General features: G+C 71.7%; 10 protein-coding genes and 1 tRNA gene. 9 read left to right on the top strand and 2 right to left on the bottom strand.

Annotation, left to right across the window (positions count from 1 at the left end; translation table 11 throughout):
• Positions 1 to 142 precede the first annotated feature (142 nt).
• The 8 genes from gnd (at position 143) to ACF1BE_RS05055 (ending at position 9,504) form a co-directional block, all read left to right on the top strand.
• The gene (gene gnd, locus ACF1BE_RS05020) at positions 143 to 1,018 is read left to right on the top strand and encodes a phosphogluconate dehydrogenase (NAD(+)-dependent, decarboxylating) (RefSeq protein WP_392197572.1); all 876 of its coding nucleotides are present in this window, start codon (positions 143 to 145) and stop codon (positions 1,016 to 1,018) included.
• A 34-nt stretch (positions 1,019 to 1,052) separates the two neighbouring features.
• Positions 1,053 to 2,174 (top strand): DNA replication/repair protein RecF, encoded by a 1,122-nt coding sequence (gene recF / locus ACF1BE_RS05025; protein ID WP_392197573.1) that lies wholly within the window; start codon positions 1,053 to 1,055, stop codon positions 2,172 to 2,174.
• Positions 2,171 to 2,749, top strand: coding sequence for a DUF721 domain-containing protein (locus ACF1BE_RS05030; RefSeq protein WP_392197574.1), 579 nt, complete (start codon positions 2,171 to 2,173; stop codon positions 2,747 to 2,749). The genes recF and ACF1BE_RS05030 overlap by 4 nt, the downstream gene beginning before the upstream one ends.
• Before the next feature lie 584 nt (positions 2,750 to 3,333).
• On the top strand, positions 3,334 to 5,430 hold the full coding sequence (gyrB, locus tag ACF1BE_RS05035; protein WP_392197575.1) for a DNA topoisomerase (ATP-hydrolyzing) subunit B: 2,097 nt from the start codon (positions 3,334 to 3,336) through the stop codon (positions 5,428 to 5,430).
• A 42-nt stretch (positions 5,431 to 5,472) separates the two neighbouring features.
• Positions 5,473 to 8,067, top strand: a complete 2,595-nt coding sequence (gene gyrA, locus ACF1BE_RS05040) for a DNA gyrase subunit A (protein ID WP_392197576.1) — start codon at positions 5,473 to 5,475, stop codon at positions 8,065 to 8,067.
• A gap of 18 nt (positions 8,068 to 8,085) precedes the next feature.
• Positions 8,086 to 8,823, top strand: coding sequence for a DUF3566 domain-containing protein (locus tag ACF1BE_RS05045; protein WP_392197577.1), 738 nt, complete (start codon positions 8,086 to 8,088; stop codon positions 8,821 to 8,823).
• 111 nt (positions 8,824 to 8,934) lie between these two features.
• A tRNA-Ile gene (locus ACF1BE_RS05050) sits at positions 8,935 to 9,008 on the top strand.
• Positions 9,009 to 9,327: 319 nt separating this feature from the next.
• Positions 9,328 to 9,504: an SCO3870 family protein gene (locus ACF1BE_RS05055; RefSeq protein ID WP_392197831.1), complete on the top strand. Its 177-nt coding sequence runs from the start codon at positions 9,328 to 9,330 to the stop codon at positions 9,502 to 9,504.
• Positions 9,505 to 9,742: 238 nt separating this feature from the next.
• Here ACF1BE_RS05055 and ACF1BE_RS05060 read toward each other — a convergent pair whose 3' ends face one another.
• Entirely contained in the window at positions 9,743 to 13,981 is a 4,239-nt protein-coding gene (locus ACF1BE_RS05060) for an NACHT and WD repeat domain-containing protein (RefSeq protein WP_392197578.1), read from the bottom strand.
• Between the two features lie 522 nt (positions 13,982 to 14,503).
• Here ACF1BE_RS05060 and ACF1BE_RS05065 point away from each other — a divergent pair.
• On the top strand, positions 14,504 to 14,719 hold the full coding sequence (locus ACF1BE_RS05065; protein ID WP_392197579.1) for a ferredoxin: 216 nt from the start codon (positions 14,504 to 14,506) through the stop codon (positions 14,717 to 14,719).
• Here the strand turns inward: ACF1BE_RS05065 and ACF1BE_RS05070 are convergent.
• Positions 14,709 to 15,515, bottom strand: a complete 807-nt coding sequence (locus tag ACF1BE_RS05070; RefSeq protein ID WP_392197580.1) for a glycosyltransferase family 2 protein — start codon at positions 15,513 to 15,515, stop codon at positions 14,709 to 14,711. The genes ACF1BE_RS05065 and ACF1BE_RS05070 overlap by 11 nt on opposite strands.
• Between the last annotated feature and the right edge of the window lie 16 nt (positions 15,516 to 15,531).

The following is a 15,531-nucleotide window of genomic DNA, read 5'->3' on the forward strand; positions in this document are numbered from 1 at the left end:
TCCCGGCCTGTGGAGGGAATCCGCAGGTGAGGGGCTACGGATGAGCACCTATGCCCACAGCTGTGCGTGACCGGGCGGGTTTAGGCTCGGCACGGCACTCCGGTGCCTGTCACGCCACACAGCGACCTAAGGAACACAACTGATGGAGCTCGGTCTCGTCGGCCTCGGCAAGATGGGCGGCAACATGCGCGAGCGGATCCGCCGCGCGGGCCACACCGTCCTCGGATACGACCGTAACGCCGACCTCGCGGATGTCCACAGCCTGGAAGAGCTTGTGGGCAAGCTCAGCGGACCGCGCGTCGTCTGGGTGATGGTCCCGGCCGGTGAGCCCACGCAGTCGACCATCGACCAGCTCGCCGAGCTGCTGGAGCCCGGTGACGTGGTCGTGGACGGCGGCAACTCCCGCTGGACGGACGACGAGAAGCACGCCGGGGAGCTGGCCGCCAAGGGCATAGGCTTCGTCGACTGCGGCGTCTCCGGCGGCGTCTGGGGCCTGGAGAACGGGTACGCGCTGATGTACGGCGGCGACGCCGAGAACGTCGCCAAGGTGCAGCCGGTCTTCGACGCGCTCAAGCCGGAGGGTGACTTCGGCGCGGTGCACGCCGGCCGGGTCGGCGCGGGCCACTTCGCGAAGATGGTCCACAACGGCATCGAGTACGCGATGATGCAGGCCTACGCCGAGGGCTGGGAGCTGCTGGAGAAGGTCGACTCCGTGGACAACGTCCGCGAGGTCTTCCGCTCCTGGCAGGAGGGCACCGTCATCCGCTCCTGGCTGCTGGACCTCGCGGTGAACGCCCTGGACGACGACGAGCACCTGGAAGGCCTGCGCGGTTACGCACAGGACTCCGGTGAGGGACGCTGGACGGTGGAGGCCGCGATCGACAACGCGGTGCCGCTGCCCGCGATCACCGCCTCGCTGTTCGCGCGGTTCGCCTCCCGGCAGGACGACTCGCCGCAGATGAAGATGATCGCCGCGCTGCGCAACCAGTTCGGCGGCCACGCCGTAGAGAAGAAGTAGCCGCCACAGGAGCAGGGAGGTCGGCGGAACGACCATGCACGTCACGCATCTTTCGCTGGCCGACTTCCGTTCGTACGCCCGGGCCGAGGTCCCGCTCGACCCGGGCGTCACCGCTTTCGTCGGCCCCAACGGCCAGGGCAAGACCAACCTGGTGGAAGCGGTCGGGTACCTGGCCACGCTGGGCAGTCACCGGGTGGCCTCCGACGCGCCCCTGGTCCGGATGGGCGCCGAGCGGGCGGTCGTCCGGGCGCAGGTCCGGCAGGGCGAGCGGCAGCAGCTGATCGAGCTGGAGCTGAACCCGGGCCGGGCCAACCGCGCCCGCATCAACCGGTCTTCGCAGGTCAGGCCGCGGGACGTGCTGGGAATCGTACGGACCGTGCTGTTCGCGCCGGAGGATCTCGCGCTGGTGAAGGGGGACCCCGGGGAGCGGCGGCGGTTCCTCGACGAGCTGATCACCGCGCGGTCCCCGCGGATGGCGGGCGTGCGCTCCGACTACGAGCGGGTGCTCAAGCAGCGGAACACCCTGCTGAAGTCGGCGGCGCTCGCGCGCCGGCACGGTGGGCGGTCCATGGACCTGTCCACCCTGGACGTGTGGGACCAGCACCTCGCGCGCGTGGGCGCGGAGCTGCTCGCCCAGCGGATGGACCTCGTCGCCGCGCTGCAACCGCTGGCCGACAAGGCGTACGAGCAGCTGGCCCCGGGCGGCGGCCCGGTCGCACTGGAGTACAAGCCGTCGGCGCCCGGCGAGGCGCACGGGCGGGAGGAGCTGTACGTCCAGCTGACGGCGGCCCTCACCGAGGCGCGCAAGCAGGAGATCGAGCGGGGAGTCACGCTGGTGGGACCGCACCGGGACGACCTGCTGCTGAAGCTGGGGCAGCTGCCCGCGAAGGGGTACGCCTCGCACGGCGAGTCCTGGTCGTACGCCCTGGCGCTGCGGCTGGCCTCGTACGACCTGCTGCGCGCCGAGGGCAACGAGCCGGTGCTGATCCTGGACGACGTCTTCGCCGAGCTGGACGCCCGCCGCCGGGAACGGCTGGCGGAGCTGGTCGCGCCCGGTGAGCAGGTGCTGGTCACCGCCGCCGTGGACGACGACGTCCCGCACGTGCTGGCCGGCGCCCGGTACACGGTGGCCGACGGGGCGGTGGAGCGCGTATGAGCCCTGAAGGACCCGCCCCCAAGGAACCGGGGAAGAACCCGGGAGAGAACCCGGTGAAGGCCCAGGGGAGGACGGAGCCCTCCGGCGTCGACCTCGCGCGCGTGGCGTTGCGCGCGGCGAAGGAGCAGGCACGCGCGCGTGGGGACGCGGCACGGCAGAAGAAGCAGGCCCGGCGGGGCGGTGGTCTGCGCTCCGGCGCGCGCGCCGACGGCCGTGATCCGCTGGCGCTCGGCGCGGCGATCAACCGGCTGATCACCGAGCGGGGCTGGGAGACGCCCGCCGCGGTGGGCGGGGTGATGGGCCGCTGGCCGGAGATCGTCGGCGAGGACCTGGCCAACCACTGTGTGCCGCAGCGGTACGACGAGGACGAGCGGGTGCTCACGGTGCAGTGCGACTCGACGGCCTGGGCGACCCAGCTGCGGCTGCTCGCGCCGGAGCTGGTGGCCCGGCTCAACAAGGACCTCGGGCAGGGCGCGGTCCGGCTGATCAAGGTGCAGGGCCCGGGCGGCCCCGCCCGCCGCTACGGCCCCCTGCGGGCGCCGGGCAGCACGGGCCCCGGCGACACCTACGGCTGAGCCGGCGGCAGGGACGCCGCAGGGGTACCGGCGGGACACCGGCCCGGGCGCTCCGTGGATACGGGTGACACCCGGACGGGGCGCCGGGGGCGCGCCCGGGGGCGCCGGCGCCGGCTCGCCGGGGCACGGCCCGGACCACGGCGCACACCCCCTGTGGGCACGTCCGGGACCCCGGAGAAGCACCCCTTGAGTCCGGTCGGCGCCGAGGTGACGTACCTCACGTGCGGGCCGGACGTGCGGCGCCGTCGTGGCCCCGCGCCCGGGCCCGGATCACCCCCGTGCACAGGTGCGGACCGCCATCTGACCCGGGAGTGGCCAAGGGTTGAGGGCTCAAGGCTCTGAGTGCCGCCGTGAGCCCCCTGGAGCCCCCATCCGTATATCGGGACCCGGCGGAGACCGGTTGAGGGCGGCACATGGGGACTCAGGTACCGGCAAACCCCCAACGATGTCAGCGCTACCGGTAGACTGGAAGACAATCCCGCCCCCACGTGGGGACCGCCCGGGAAAAGCTGAGCAACGCTGATCAAGGCTTACCAACGCAACATGCCGCAGCCGCTCCGGCAACCTGCCGACGAGCCCGGCTCGTGCTGTGCCAGAAAGGGCGCTTCGTGGCCGATTCCGGCAACCCCAACGAGAACATCCCGTCCACCGACGCCGGCGTGCACCGCGAGGCCCCCCAGGTCCGCGCGAGCGGCGAGGCCACCGTCTCCGCCTCTTACGACGCCAGCGCCATCACCGTGCTCGAAGGGCTGGACGCGGTCCGCAAGCGCCCCGGCATGTACATCGGCTCCACGGGCGAGCGCGGTCTGCACCACCTGGTGTACGAGGTCGTCGACAACTCGGTCGACGAGGCGCTGGCCGGTTACGCGGACACCATCGACGTGACCGTCCTCGCCGACGGCGGTGTGCGCGTCATCGACAACGGCCGCGGCATCCCGGTGGGCATCGTGCCCTCCGAGGGCAAGCCGGCCCTCGAGGTCGTGCTGACCGTGCTGCACGCGGGCGGCAAGTTCGGCGGCGGTGGCTACGCGGTCTCCGGTGGTCTGCACGGTGTCGGTGTCTCCGTGGTGAACGCCCTGTCGTCCAAGGTCTCCGTCGAGGTCAGGACCGACGGCCACCGTTGGACGCAGGAGTACAAGATGGGCGTGCCGACGGCCCCGCTCGTCAAGCACGAGGCGACCGAGGAGACCGGCACCTCGGTCACCTTCTGGGCGGACGCGGACATCTTCGAGACGACCGAGTACTCCTTCGAGACGCTGTCCCGGCGTTTCCAGGAGATGGCGTTCCTCAACAAGGGCCTGACGATCCGGCTCACCGACGAGCGCGAGTCGGCGAAGGCCGTCACCGGTGCGGACGAGGCCGGTGCGGACGAGAAGGCCGAGGTCAAGACCGTCACGTACCACTACGAGGGCGGCATCGTCGACTTCGTGAAGTACCTCAACTCCCGCAAGGGAGAGGCGGTCCACCCCACGATCATCGACCTGGAGGCCGAGGACAGGGACAAGAGCCTGTCCCTCGAGGTCGCCATGCAGTGGAACAGCGGTTACAGCGAGGGCGTGTACTCCTTCGCGAACATCATCCACACCCACGAGGGCGGTACGCACGAGGAGGGCTTCCGTGCGGCGCTGACCTCGCTGATCAACAAGTACGCGCGCGACAAGAAGCTGCTGCGTGAGAAGGACGACAACCTCACCGGTGACGACATCCGCGAGGGTCTGACCGCGATCATCTCGGTGAAGCTGAGCGAGCCGCAGTTCGAGGGCCAGACGAAGACCAAGCTGGGCAACACGGAGGCCAAGACCTTCGTGCAGAAGGCGGTCTACGAGCACCTCAACGACTGGCTGGACCGCAACCCGGTCGAGGCCGCGGACATCGTCCGCAAGGGCATCCAGGCGGCCACCGCGCGCGTGGCGGCCCGCAAGGCCCGCGACCTGACCCGCCGCAAGGGCCTGCTCGAGTCGGCGTCCCTGCCGGGCAAGCTGTCGGACTGCCAGTCCAACGACCCGACCAAGTGCGAGATCTTCATCGTCGAGGGTGACTCCGCCGGCGGCTCGGCCAAGTCCGGCCGCAACCCGCAGTACCAGGCGATCCTCCCGATCCGCGGCAAGATCCTGAACGTCGAGAAGGCCAGGATCGACAAGATCCTCCAGAACCAGGAGATCCAGGCGCTGATCTCGGCCTTCGGCACGGGTGTGCACGAGGACTTCGACATCGAGAAGCTCCGCTATCACAAGATCATCCTGATGGCGGACGCCGACGTCGACGGCCAGCACATCAGCACCCTGCTGCTCACCTTCCTGTTCCGCTTCATGCGGCCGCTGGTCGAGGCCGGGCACGTGTACCTCTCCCGTCCCCCGCTGTACAAGATCAAGTGGGGCCGGGACGACATCGAGTACGCCTACTCCGACCGTGAGCGTGACGCGTTGATCGAGATGGGCCGGCAGCGCGGCAAGCGCATCCGCGAGGACTCGATCCAGCGCTTCAAGGGTCTCGGCGAGATGAACGCCGAGGAGCTGCGCGTGACCACCATGGACCAGGAGCACCGGGTCCTCGGCCAGGTCACCCTCGACGACGCCGCCCAGGCCGACGACCTGTTCTCGGTCCTGATGGGCGAGGACGTCGAGGCCCGCCGCGCGTTCATCCAGCGAAACGCCAAGGACGTCCGCTTCCTCGACATCTGAGTCGGTCTCAGCTGACCGCACCAGGAAGGATCTTCACCAGCAATGGCCGACGAGAACACTCCCGTCACCCCCGAAGAGGGCGGCGAAATCACCATGCGTGTCGAGCCCGTCGGGCTCGAGACGGAGATGCAGCGTTCGTACCTCGACTACGCGATGTCCGTCATCGTCTCCCGCGCGCTGCCCGACGTCCGCGACGGCCTCAAGCCCGTCCACCGCCGCGTCCTGTACGCGATGTACGACGGCGGCTACCGCCCCGAGCGCGGCTTCTACAAGTGCGCCCGTGTCGTCGGTGACGTCATGGGTAACTACCACCCGCACGGCGACTCCTCGATCTACGACGCGCTGGTGCGCCTCGCCCAGTCGTGGTCGATGCGGATGCCGCTGGTGGACTCCAACGGCAACTTCGGCTCCCCGGGCAACGACCCGGCGGCGGCGATGCGCTACACCGAGTGCAAGCTGGCGCCGCTGTCGATGGAGATGGTCCGTGACATCGACGAGGAGACCGTCGACTTCACGGACAACTACGACGGCCGCTCCCAGGAGCCGACCGTTCTGCCGGCCCGCTTCCCGAACCTGCTGATCAACGGCTCGGCCGGTATCGCGGTCGGCATGGCGACCAACATCCCGCCGCACAACCTGCGCGAGGTCGCGGCCGGCGCCCAGTGGTACCTGGAGAACCCCGAGGCGTCGCACGAGGAGCTGCTGGACGCGCTCATGGAGCGCATCAAGGGCCCGGACTTCCCGACCGGCGCGCTCGTCGTCGGCCGCAAGGGCATCGAGGAGGCGTACCGCACCGGCCGCGGCTCCATCACGATGCGCGCGGTGGTCGAGGTCGAGGAGATCCAGGGCCGCCAGTGCCTGGTGGTCACCGAGCTGCCGTACCAGGTGAACCCGGACAACCTGGCGCAGAAGATCGCCGACCTGGTCAAGGACGGCAAGATCGGCGGCATCGCGGACGTCCGTGACGAGACGTCGTCCCGGACCGGCCAGCGTCTGGTGATCGTCCTGAAGCGGGACGCGGTCGCCAAGGTCGTGCTGAACAACCTGTACAAGCACACCGACCTCCAGACCAACTTCGGCGCCAACATGCTGGCGCTGGTCGACGGCGTGCCGCGCACGCTGTCCCTGGACGCGTTCATCCGCCACTGGGTGACGCACCAGATCGAGGTCATCGTCCGCCGGACCCGCTTCCGGTTGCGCAAGGCCGAGGAGCGGGCGCACATCCTGCGCGGTCTGCTGAAGGCCCTGGACGCCATCGACGAGGTCATCGCGCTGATCCGGCGCAGTGACACCGTCGACGTCGCGCGCACCGGCCTGATGGGCCTCCTGGAGATCGACGAGATCCAGGCCAACGCCATCCTCGAGATGCAGCTGCGCCGGCTGGCCGCCCTGGAGCGCCAGAAGATCGTCCAGGAGCACGACGAACTCCAGGCGAAGATCGGCGAGTACAACGCGATCCTCGCCTCGCCGGTCCGCCAGCGCGAGATCGTCAGCCAGGAGCTGACCGCGATCGTCGACAAGTACGGCGACGACCGGCAGACCAAGCTGATCCCGTACGAGGGCGACATGTCCATCGAGGACCTGATCGCCGAGGAGGACATCGTCGTCACCGTCTCGCGCGGCGGTTACGTCAAGCGGACGAAGACGGACGACTACCGGGCGCAGAAGCGCGGCGGCAAGGGCGTGCGCGGGACGAAGCTGAAGGAGGACGACATCGTCGACCACTTCTTCGTCTCCACCACCCACCACTGGCTGCTGTTCTTCACCAACAAGGGCCGGGTGTACCGGGCCAAGGCGTACGAGCTGCCGGAGGCCGGCCGGGACGCGCGCGGACAGCACGTGGCGAACCTGCTCGCCTTCCAGCCGGACGAGGCGATCGCCGAGATCCTCGCGATCCGTGACTACGAGGCGGCGCCGTACCTGGTGCTGGCCACCAAGTCCGGACTGGTGAAGAAGACGCCGCTGAAGGACTACGACTCGCCGCGCTCCGGCGGTGTCATCGCGATCAACCTGCGGGAGCGCGAGGACGGTACCGACGACGAACTGATCGGTGCGGAACTCGTCTCGGCCGACGACGACCTGCTGCTGGTCAGCAGGAAGGCACAGTCGATCCGGTTCACCGCCTCGGACGATTCCCTGCGCCCGATGGGCCGCGCCACCTCCGGCGTCAAGGGGATGAGTTTCCGGGAGGGCGACGAGCTTCTCTCGATGAATGTGGTGCGACCCGGTACGTTCGTGTTCACTGCCACCGACGGCGGGTACGCGAAGCGGACCGCCGTCGACGAGTACCGCGTCCAGGGCCGCGGCGGCCTCGGCATCAAGGCCGCCAAGATCGTGGAGGACCGTGGTTCGCTCGTCGGCGCGCTGATTGTCGAGGAGCACGACGAGATCCTCGCCATTACGCTCTCCGGCGGTGTGATTCGTACGCGAGTCAACGAGATCAGGGAGACGGGCCGTGACACCATGGGCGTCCAGCTGATCAACCTGGGCAAGCGCGATGCCGTGGTCGGTATCGCACGTAACGCCGAGGCGGGACGCGAGGCGGAGGAAGTCGACGGCGACGTGGCCGTGGACGAGACCGCCGAAGGTGCCGCGACGACCGGCACGGACGAGGGTGAGGCGCCCTCGGCCGAGTAGCACGAGGAGAGAGTCATCGTGAGCGGAGCCACGGGCGCCGGATCGGCCGGTACCTCCACGGGTACGGGAACGGACGGCGGCGGCCGTGGCTCCGCCGCGCGTGCGGAAACCTCCGGCGACCCGCACACGACGAACCTGAAGCCGGTGAAGGCTTCCGCGCCGGAGGCGTCCGGCGCGCAGGAAACCCAGCAGGAGCCCCAGGGGGGAACCGTGACGGACACCCGAGGCCCGGTCCGGGCCGGTGAGGCGCAGCCGGCGTCGCCGCTTCCCGGTGAGCGGAGTCCGGAGCCGGACGGCGGGCCGTACCACCCGCCGCAGGCCTACCCGGCGCAGGCCCCCGCCGGTGCGATGCGCAAGCCCCGCACCGGGGTGGGGACGACGCCGCGCACCCGCAAGGCGCGGCTGCGGGTGGCGAAGGCCGATCCGTGGTCGGTGATGAAGGTCAGCTTCCTGCTCTCCATCGCGCTCGGCATCTGCACGGTGGTCGCCTCGGCGGTGCTGTGGATGGTCATGGACGCGATGGGCGTGTTCTCGACGGTCGGCGGCACGATCTCGGAGGCGACCGGCTCCAACGAGGCGAACGGCTTCGACCTCCAGGCGTTCCTGTCCCTCCCCCACGTCCTGATGTTCACGATCGTCATCGCGGTCATCGACGTGGTCCTGGCCACCGCGCTGGCGACGCTCGGCGCGTTCGTCTACAACCTGTCCGCGGGCTTCGTGGGCGGCGTCGAGCTGACCCTCGCGGAGGACGAGTGACCACCGGCGGTCGCACGGCCCCACGACCCCCGACAACCGATTTTGGGACTGACGCGGTCGTGCGCTAATCTTCAGGAGTCAGCGCGCGGGACATACACCGCAGAGCGCGGCGGGGCTATAGCTCAGTTGGTTAGAGCGCATCCCTGATAAGGATGAGGCCACAGGTTCAAATCCTGTTAGCCCCACATGCGAGAAGACCCCCAGCCGATACCGGCTGGGGGTCTTTGCCATCCATGGCTGACATCAGCCGATGCGTGGCTCTTCCAGAAGCTCGGCCGGCAGGGTCGCCGGGCCTGCCGAGGTGCGCCGGCCAGTAGGCCGGCCACTCGCCGGGCGTCCAGCCCACCGGGACGCCGTTCCGCTGCTGCTCCTGCTCCTGCTCCTGGAGCTTGCCGAGCCTCTCGCCGGCCTCGTCCCCGGTTGCGCGCTGCATGTAGTGTCGATGGTGATCAGTCGTCTCATGGCTTGGGGGAAGTACCGATGACGAAGGGCCCGTTCGTCGCCATGGCCGTCGCCACCGCAGCGTTTGGGACCGCGCTTGGTTCCCTCGCACTCCGGCTTCGCGCAGGCGGCTACGAGGAGTACGTCGAATCTGTAGCCACCTTCAGTGTCCTGATGTACGTCACCGCGGTTCTGACTTTGGTGACATGGGTCCGTGACGGTCGGCCGCACGCGAACTGAAGCGCGCCGGCGGGTGCGTCAGGGGCGTCCCCCTGCTCTGAGTCCCCCGGCCGATCGCGGTGGGGGGTTCTCGGTATCCGGGTCGCGCGGGGACCGTCGGCGGGCTCGTGCGGGCGTCGACACGCGAGTGCCCGACCGCTGGCGACGGGGGATGCACCAGCGATCGGGCTATGGCCAAGGGTAACAAGGTTGTCGGTTCCGTGGGGCAAGTCCGCTGGAATCCCGGTACGTTGGCCGATCATCGACCACACGGGGGGTCGTAGGAGAGGCGCGACAGGTACTCGTGCCATTTGTGTTCGGTCAGTACGTTCCGGGTGACCGAGCAGATGTGCCGGATCGCCGCGTCGGCGTCCAGGCTCCACAGGCGGACCGTGTCGGTGCCGCTGGAGACGCCGAGGACCCGGCTCGCGGGGCTGAAGGACAGGAAGTTGCCCGTCTTGGCGTTGGGGCTCATCGACTGGCCGATCGGGGTCGCCGAGGCGGGGTCGGAGACGTTCCACAGGCGGACCGTGTTGTCGTTGCCGCCGCTGGCCAGGGTGTGGCCGTCCGGGCCGAAGGTCAGGGACGTGACCGCCTCGGTGTGGCCGGTGAGGCGGGCGCCCCGCGCGCTGGCAGCGGCCGGGTCGGTGACGTTCCACAGACGCACGGTGTCGTCGTCGCTGCCGCTGGCCAGGGTGTGGCCGTCCGGGCTGTAGGCGAGGGCGTTGACGGGCCCGGAGTGCTCGGTGAGCGGGGTGCCGAGCCGCCCGGGGTGGCCGGGGTCGGTGACGTTCCACAGCCGGATCGTGCTGTCGGCGCTGCCGCTGGCCAGGGTGTGGCCGTCGGGCGCGAAGACCAGGGTGTTGACGAAGCCCCGGTGGCCGGTGAGCGGCTTGCCGAGGGGTACCGCACGCGCGGGGTCGGTGACGTTCCACAGCCGGATGGTGCGGTCGTCGTAGGCGGTGGCCAGGGTGTGGCCGTCCGGGCTGTAGGCGAGGGCGTCGGGGCCCATGAAGCGGGTCCGCAGGCGCAGCGGCGGGCCGGCGGGGACCGGGTGGGCGGGGTCGGTGACGTTCCACAGGTACACCGCCTCGTCGCCCGTGAGGACGGCGAGGGTGCGGCCGTCGGGGGAGAACACGGGGGAACGCTGGCCGCCGTCGGCGCGCATGAACGGCTCGCCGAGCGGGACGGGCCGGCCGGGCCGCGCCACGTTCCACAGCCGCAGCCGGCCGTCCCGGGCGGCCGTGGCCAGGACCCGGCCGTCCGGACGGAACGCCCCGCTCCGGCCGATCATGTCCGAGGTGGGGACCGACCACAGGCGCACCTTGCCGTCCCCGCTGCCGGTGGCCAGGGTCCGTCCGTCGGGGCTGAACCCCAGGGCGTACATCTCGCCGCTGCTGCCTGCGAGCGGCTCGCCGACCTGGGACGGGGACGCCGGGTCGCTGACGTTCCACAGGCTCGCCGTGCTGTCCGCGCTCGCGGCTGCCAGCCGGCCGCCGTCGGGGCTGAACGCGACGGACCAGATCGGCCCGGTGTGGCCGGTCAGCGGCGGGCCGGCCGCTGCCGCGTGGCCCGGGTCGGTGACGTGCCACAGCCGCACCGTGTCATCCGCGCTGCCGCTGGCGAGGGTGGCGCCGTCGGGGCTGAAGGCCACCGTGTGCACCAGGCCGGTGTGGCCCCGCAGGGCCCCGACCGGTTCGGGCCTGCGCGGGGTGGACACGTCCCACAGCCGGACCGTGTCGTCGTCGCCGCCCGTCGCGAGCGTCCGCCCGTCCGGGCTGAACGTCACACAGCGCACCGCGGCGCTGTGGCCGCGCAGCGTGGTCAGCGGGGTGGGCCGGTGCGGGTCGGCCAGGTTCCACAGCCGTACGGTGCGGTCCTCGCCCGCCGAGGCCAGCGTGTGCCCGTCCGGGCTGAAGGCGACCAGGTAGATGGTGCCCTCGTGGCCGGTGAGCGGCGTGCCGAGCGGTACGGGGCGGGCGGGGTCGGTGACGTTCCACAGCCGGATGGTGCCGTCGTCGCCGGCGCTGGCCAGGGTGTGCCCGTCCGGGCTGAAGACGGCGCTGCTCACCCAGCTGGTGTGCCCGGTGAGGGGCTTGCCGAGCGGGACCGGGCGGTGCGGGTCGGTGACGTTCCACAGCCGGACCGTGCGGTCGTAGCTGGCGGTGGCCAGGGTGTGGCCGTCGGGGCTGAAGGAGGTGAGGTAGACGGCGCCGGTGTGGCCGGTCAGGGGGGTGGCGAGGGGCGCGTTCACGATCGAGATCAGGCGGCTGTACGTGCCCTCGTCACCGGGACGCAGCTGATGGGCGACCAGGTCGAGCTGGGCGGCCAGGGACGGGTCCGTGTGCTGGACCCGGTCGGCCTCGGCGAGCACCTGCTCGAACACGGCGTCGTCGCGCTGCTTCCAGGCGATCACCGCGGAACCGGCCGCGAGCAACGCCAGTACCACCAGCGCCGCCACCGCGGCCCGGCTCAGCCACACCGTGCGCCGGTGCAGCCGTACCGACGCGGCCAGGAACTCCACCGCGCTGCGGGTCAGACTCGTGTCCCCCGTCGTACGGGCCCAGTCGCGGGTCTTCTCCAGCCGGGTCCCCCGGTACAGCAGTGAGCTGTCCCGGCCCGTGTTCTCCCAGACCTGGCCGTCCTCCTCCAGCCGCTGGCGCACCAGGTGGTCGCCGCGGCCCTCGTCGATCCAGTGCCGCAGCCGGGGCCAGGCGTGCAGCAGCGCCTCGTGGGTGATCTCCACGGTGTCCGCGTCCAGCGTCACGAGCCGGGCCTGGACCAGGGCCTCGAGGGACTCCTCCGTCTTGCCGGGGTCCGCGGACTCCTCCGCCAGCTGCCGTCGGGTGCCGCGCCGGCGGGTGGCCTGGATGTCCTCGCCGAGGCGGACCAGGCGCAGCAGGAGCAGCCGGGCGGCGGTACGGGCCGCGGGGTCCAGGCCGGACCAGGCGCGCTCGGCGGTCGCCGCCACCGCGCCCTGGATGCCACCCGCCGCGCGGTAACCGGCCAGCGTCAGCCGTCCGGCCTTCCGGCGCTGCCAGGTCGCCAGCAGGGCGTGCGACAGCAGGGGCAGCACGCCCGCGTCGTGCGCTCCGCGCGGTCCGTCGGCGCTCACCTCGCGCACGATCAGCTCGACGAGCCCGGACTCCAGCTCCAGACCCACGGCCCTGGCCGGACCGGTCACCGCGTCGCGCAGCTCACCGCTGGTCAGGGGGCTGAGCACCATGTGGCGGTGCTGGAGCGCCTCGGCGAGTTCCGGGTAGCCGAGGCACTGCTCGTAGAAGTCGGCGCGGATACCGAGGACGACGAGGACGGGCGCCGGCCCGTCGGAGCCGGCGCCGGGGGTGCAGGCCGCGTGCAGGAGCTGGATGAAGGTGCGCCGGTCCGCCTCGTCGGGGCAGAGGGTGAAGGCCTCCTCGAACTGGTCCACGATGACGACCGTCCGGGTGTTCCCGGGGGTCTCGCGACGTGCCCAGGCGGTGACCGCCTCACGGACGGCCCGGGTGAGGTGCGGGGCGTCGGAGCCGGGCGCCGCCGGGTTCTCCGTCGCCTCCTGCTCGGCCCGGCGCGCGTCGGCGGCGACGGGGACGAGGTCGGGGATCCGGCGGACCAGCTCCGCCAGCGGGTCGGCGCCCGGGACGAACTGGAGGACGGCGCCGGCCGGGTCGGCGCCCGCGGCGGGCGGTCCGGTGCCGGAAGCGGTGCGGGCGGCGGGGGTCGTGGGCGGCCCCGTGGGGGCGGTGGCTGACGTGATCTTTCCGGAAGCGGTCCGGGACGTGGCGGCGGGACCGGCCCCGGAAGCGGTCCGGGAAGCGGTCCGGGAGGCCGTGGCGGCGCCGTCGGCCACCGGCGTCCCGGCGGCAGGCGTCCCGTCGGTGTGCGTCCCGAGGGCGCCGGCGCGGACCGCGGGCACCAGGCCGGCGTTGAGCAGGGACGACTTACCCGCTCCGGAGGCGCCGACCAGCATCACCAGCCCGCCCGACCGCTCGGCGGCGCGCAGCTGGTCCACGAGTGCCCGCGTACTGCGCTCCCGGCCGAAGAACCACCGCGCGTCCTCCTGCCGGTAGGGGGCCAGTCCCCGGTACGGGCACACGACTTCGGCGACGGGCGGGGCCTGGGCCGGTGGCCGCCGGTTCTTCTCGGCCTCGGGCGCGGGACCGTCACCGACCGGGCCGGCGAGCGCGCGTTCCCACAGCCGCTGCCAGTGAGCGAGGTCGTACAGGCCGGCGGAGACGGGTGTGGGACGCAGGCGCCGGGCCTCCGGGATCAGGATCTGGAGGACCGCCGCGAGGGCGGCGAACTGGGCCGGTACGTTCCTGGCCCGGCGCCAGTCACTGATCCGCTGCGCGGACACCCGCACGGGACGGCCGCGTTCGTCGACCCGCCGGAGCCGTACGACAGCCTCGGCGACGCTCTTGAGGGGAGGGTTGCCGGCCTCCCTGTACAGCAGCGCGAGGCGTTCGGCGAAAGCTGTGCGTGCCCCTGAGTCGGAACTCAAGGTCCCACCCCTTACTTCCCCCCACCCCAGGACGTCCGGACCGGAAAACTCACCCTATACGTCTGACCTGGGGAGAAGGGCTGGAGTGGAGACCGGAGCCTCCTCGGAGGCGGTAACAGATGGCAGGATCCGAACCCGGTATCGGATCGGTCACACAGCGTCCGGACAGGCCACCGGCCCCGTACCCGGAGAAGGCGGCCCCTGGCGCCGAACGTTATCGGTCAACTTCCGCCCCAGACAGGGAACGGCGACGACACCGGCGGGTGAAAGACCCCGCCGGCGCTCCGCAACCGGCTCCCTTCTTCGACCCGCGCCGGTACGCCGTCCTGGCGCGGGCCGACAGCCCCGCACCGTTCGGCACCGGTCCCCACGAGGGGAGGGACCGGTGCCGGGCGGGCAGGGCGCGCGGACATGCCGTGGCGAGGGGCCGAGGGGTGCGGGGGCGGTTCGGCGGGTGCTCTGCCGGGCAGGGACGGGTCGGGGGTCGGGTCACCGAACGCACCGCTGACGGCTGGAGGACGTATGCAGGTCTTGGTCGACCGCTCCCTGTGCTACGGCTCGGCGGAGTGCGCGCACCGGGTGCCGGCCGTGTTCGCGTTCGAGGACGGCTACGGCGTCGTACGGCCCGGTGGCGCTCAGGCCGCCGCGGACCCGCGGAGCCGGGCGGCGATCCGGGAGGCGGCCGAGCGGTGTCCCTCGCAGGCGATCGTCTGCACGGAGCAGGACGTCACGTCGTAGCCGGGGCGGAAGGGGGCGGCGTCGGCGCGGCGGGCGGATAGCTCCAGCCCAGGTTGGCCAGGTCCCGGGCCCGGGCCTCCGCGACCGCCGTGCGGGCCGCGCGCTCGACGGGATCCCCGTGCGGCGCCTGACCCGTGACCTGCCCCTCCCACTTGCGGTACAGCAGGCCGGTCCGGGCCGAGAACCAGCCGCGGCTCACCGCGCTCAGCGCCAGGAGCAGGCCGGTGTCCTCGGAGGCCGGCAGTGCCATCCAGCCGCCCAGGGCGGTCAGCAGCTCCCGCCGGACGCAGAGGGTCGCGGGGTGGACCGGGGCGCGGAAGTCGTTGCGCCGCCAGTGGTCGAGGACGGCACCGCGTTCGAGCGGTCCGTCGTCCGGGTCGCCGGGGAAGCCGGCCGTGGAGCCGTCGGGCAGCAGGTCCAGGACGCGGGACGTGGTCCAGCCGATGGCCGGGTCCGCCTCCAGCACGGCCAGGTCGCGGGCGAGCGCGCCCGGTGTGAGCCGGTCGTCGGCGTCCAGGACCTTGACGTACGTGCCCTCGGCGCGGGCCAGCGCGATCGTCCGCGCGACTCCGGGTCCGCCGGGCCGTCCCTGACGGAAGGTCACGCGCGCGTCGCCGTCCGGGACGTACGGGCGGACCTCGTCCGTGAAGCCGTCCTCCTGGACGACCCACTGCCACTCCCAGCCGTCGGGGAGCCGCTGGCCGCACAGGGAGGCGTAGGCGTCCGGCAGGAAACGGGCGGACGGGCCGTGGACAGCGGTGACAACGGTGACGCGCCGGTTCACGGCGGCACTCACCACCTTCCGGGGCCGC

The organism is Streptomyces sp. NPDC014991, from assembly GCF_043080665.1.
Classification (GTDB): Bacteria; Actinomycetota; Actinomycetes; order Streptomycetales; family Streptomycetaceae; genus Streptomyces.

Coding starts and splice junctions, on each gene's coding strand:
- ACF1BE_RS05030 (WP_392197574.1), top strand. CDS start 2,171: ATGAGCCCTGAAGGACCCGCCCCCAAGGAACCGGGGAAGAACCCGGGA.
- gyrA (WP_392197576.1), top strand. CDS start 5,473: ATGGCCGACGAGAACACTCCCGTCACCCCCGAAGAGGGCGGCGAAATC.
- ACF1BE_RS05065 (WP_392197579.1), top strand. CDS start 14,504: ATGCAGGTCTTGGTCGACCGCTCCCTGTGCTACGGCTCGGCGGAGTGC.
- gnd (WP_392197572.1), top strand. CDS start 143: ATGGAGCTCGGTCTCGTCGGCCTCGGCAAGATGGGCGGCAACATGCGC.
- ACF1BE_RS05055 (WP_392197831.1), top strand. CDS start 9,328: ATGGCCGTCGCCACCGCAGCGTTTGGGACCGCGCTTGGTTCCCTCGCA.
- recF (WP_392197573.1), top strand. CDS start 1,053: ATGCACGTCACGCATCTTTCGCTGGCCGACTTCCGTTCGTACGCCCGG.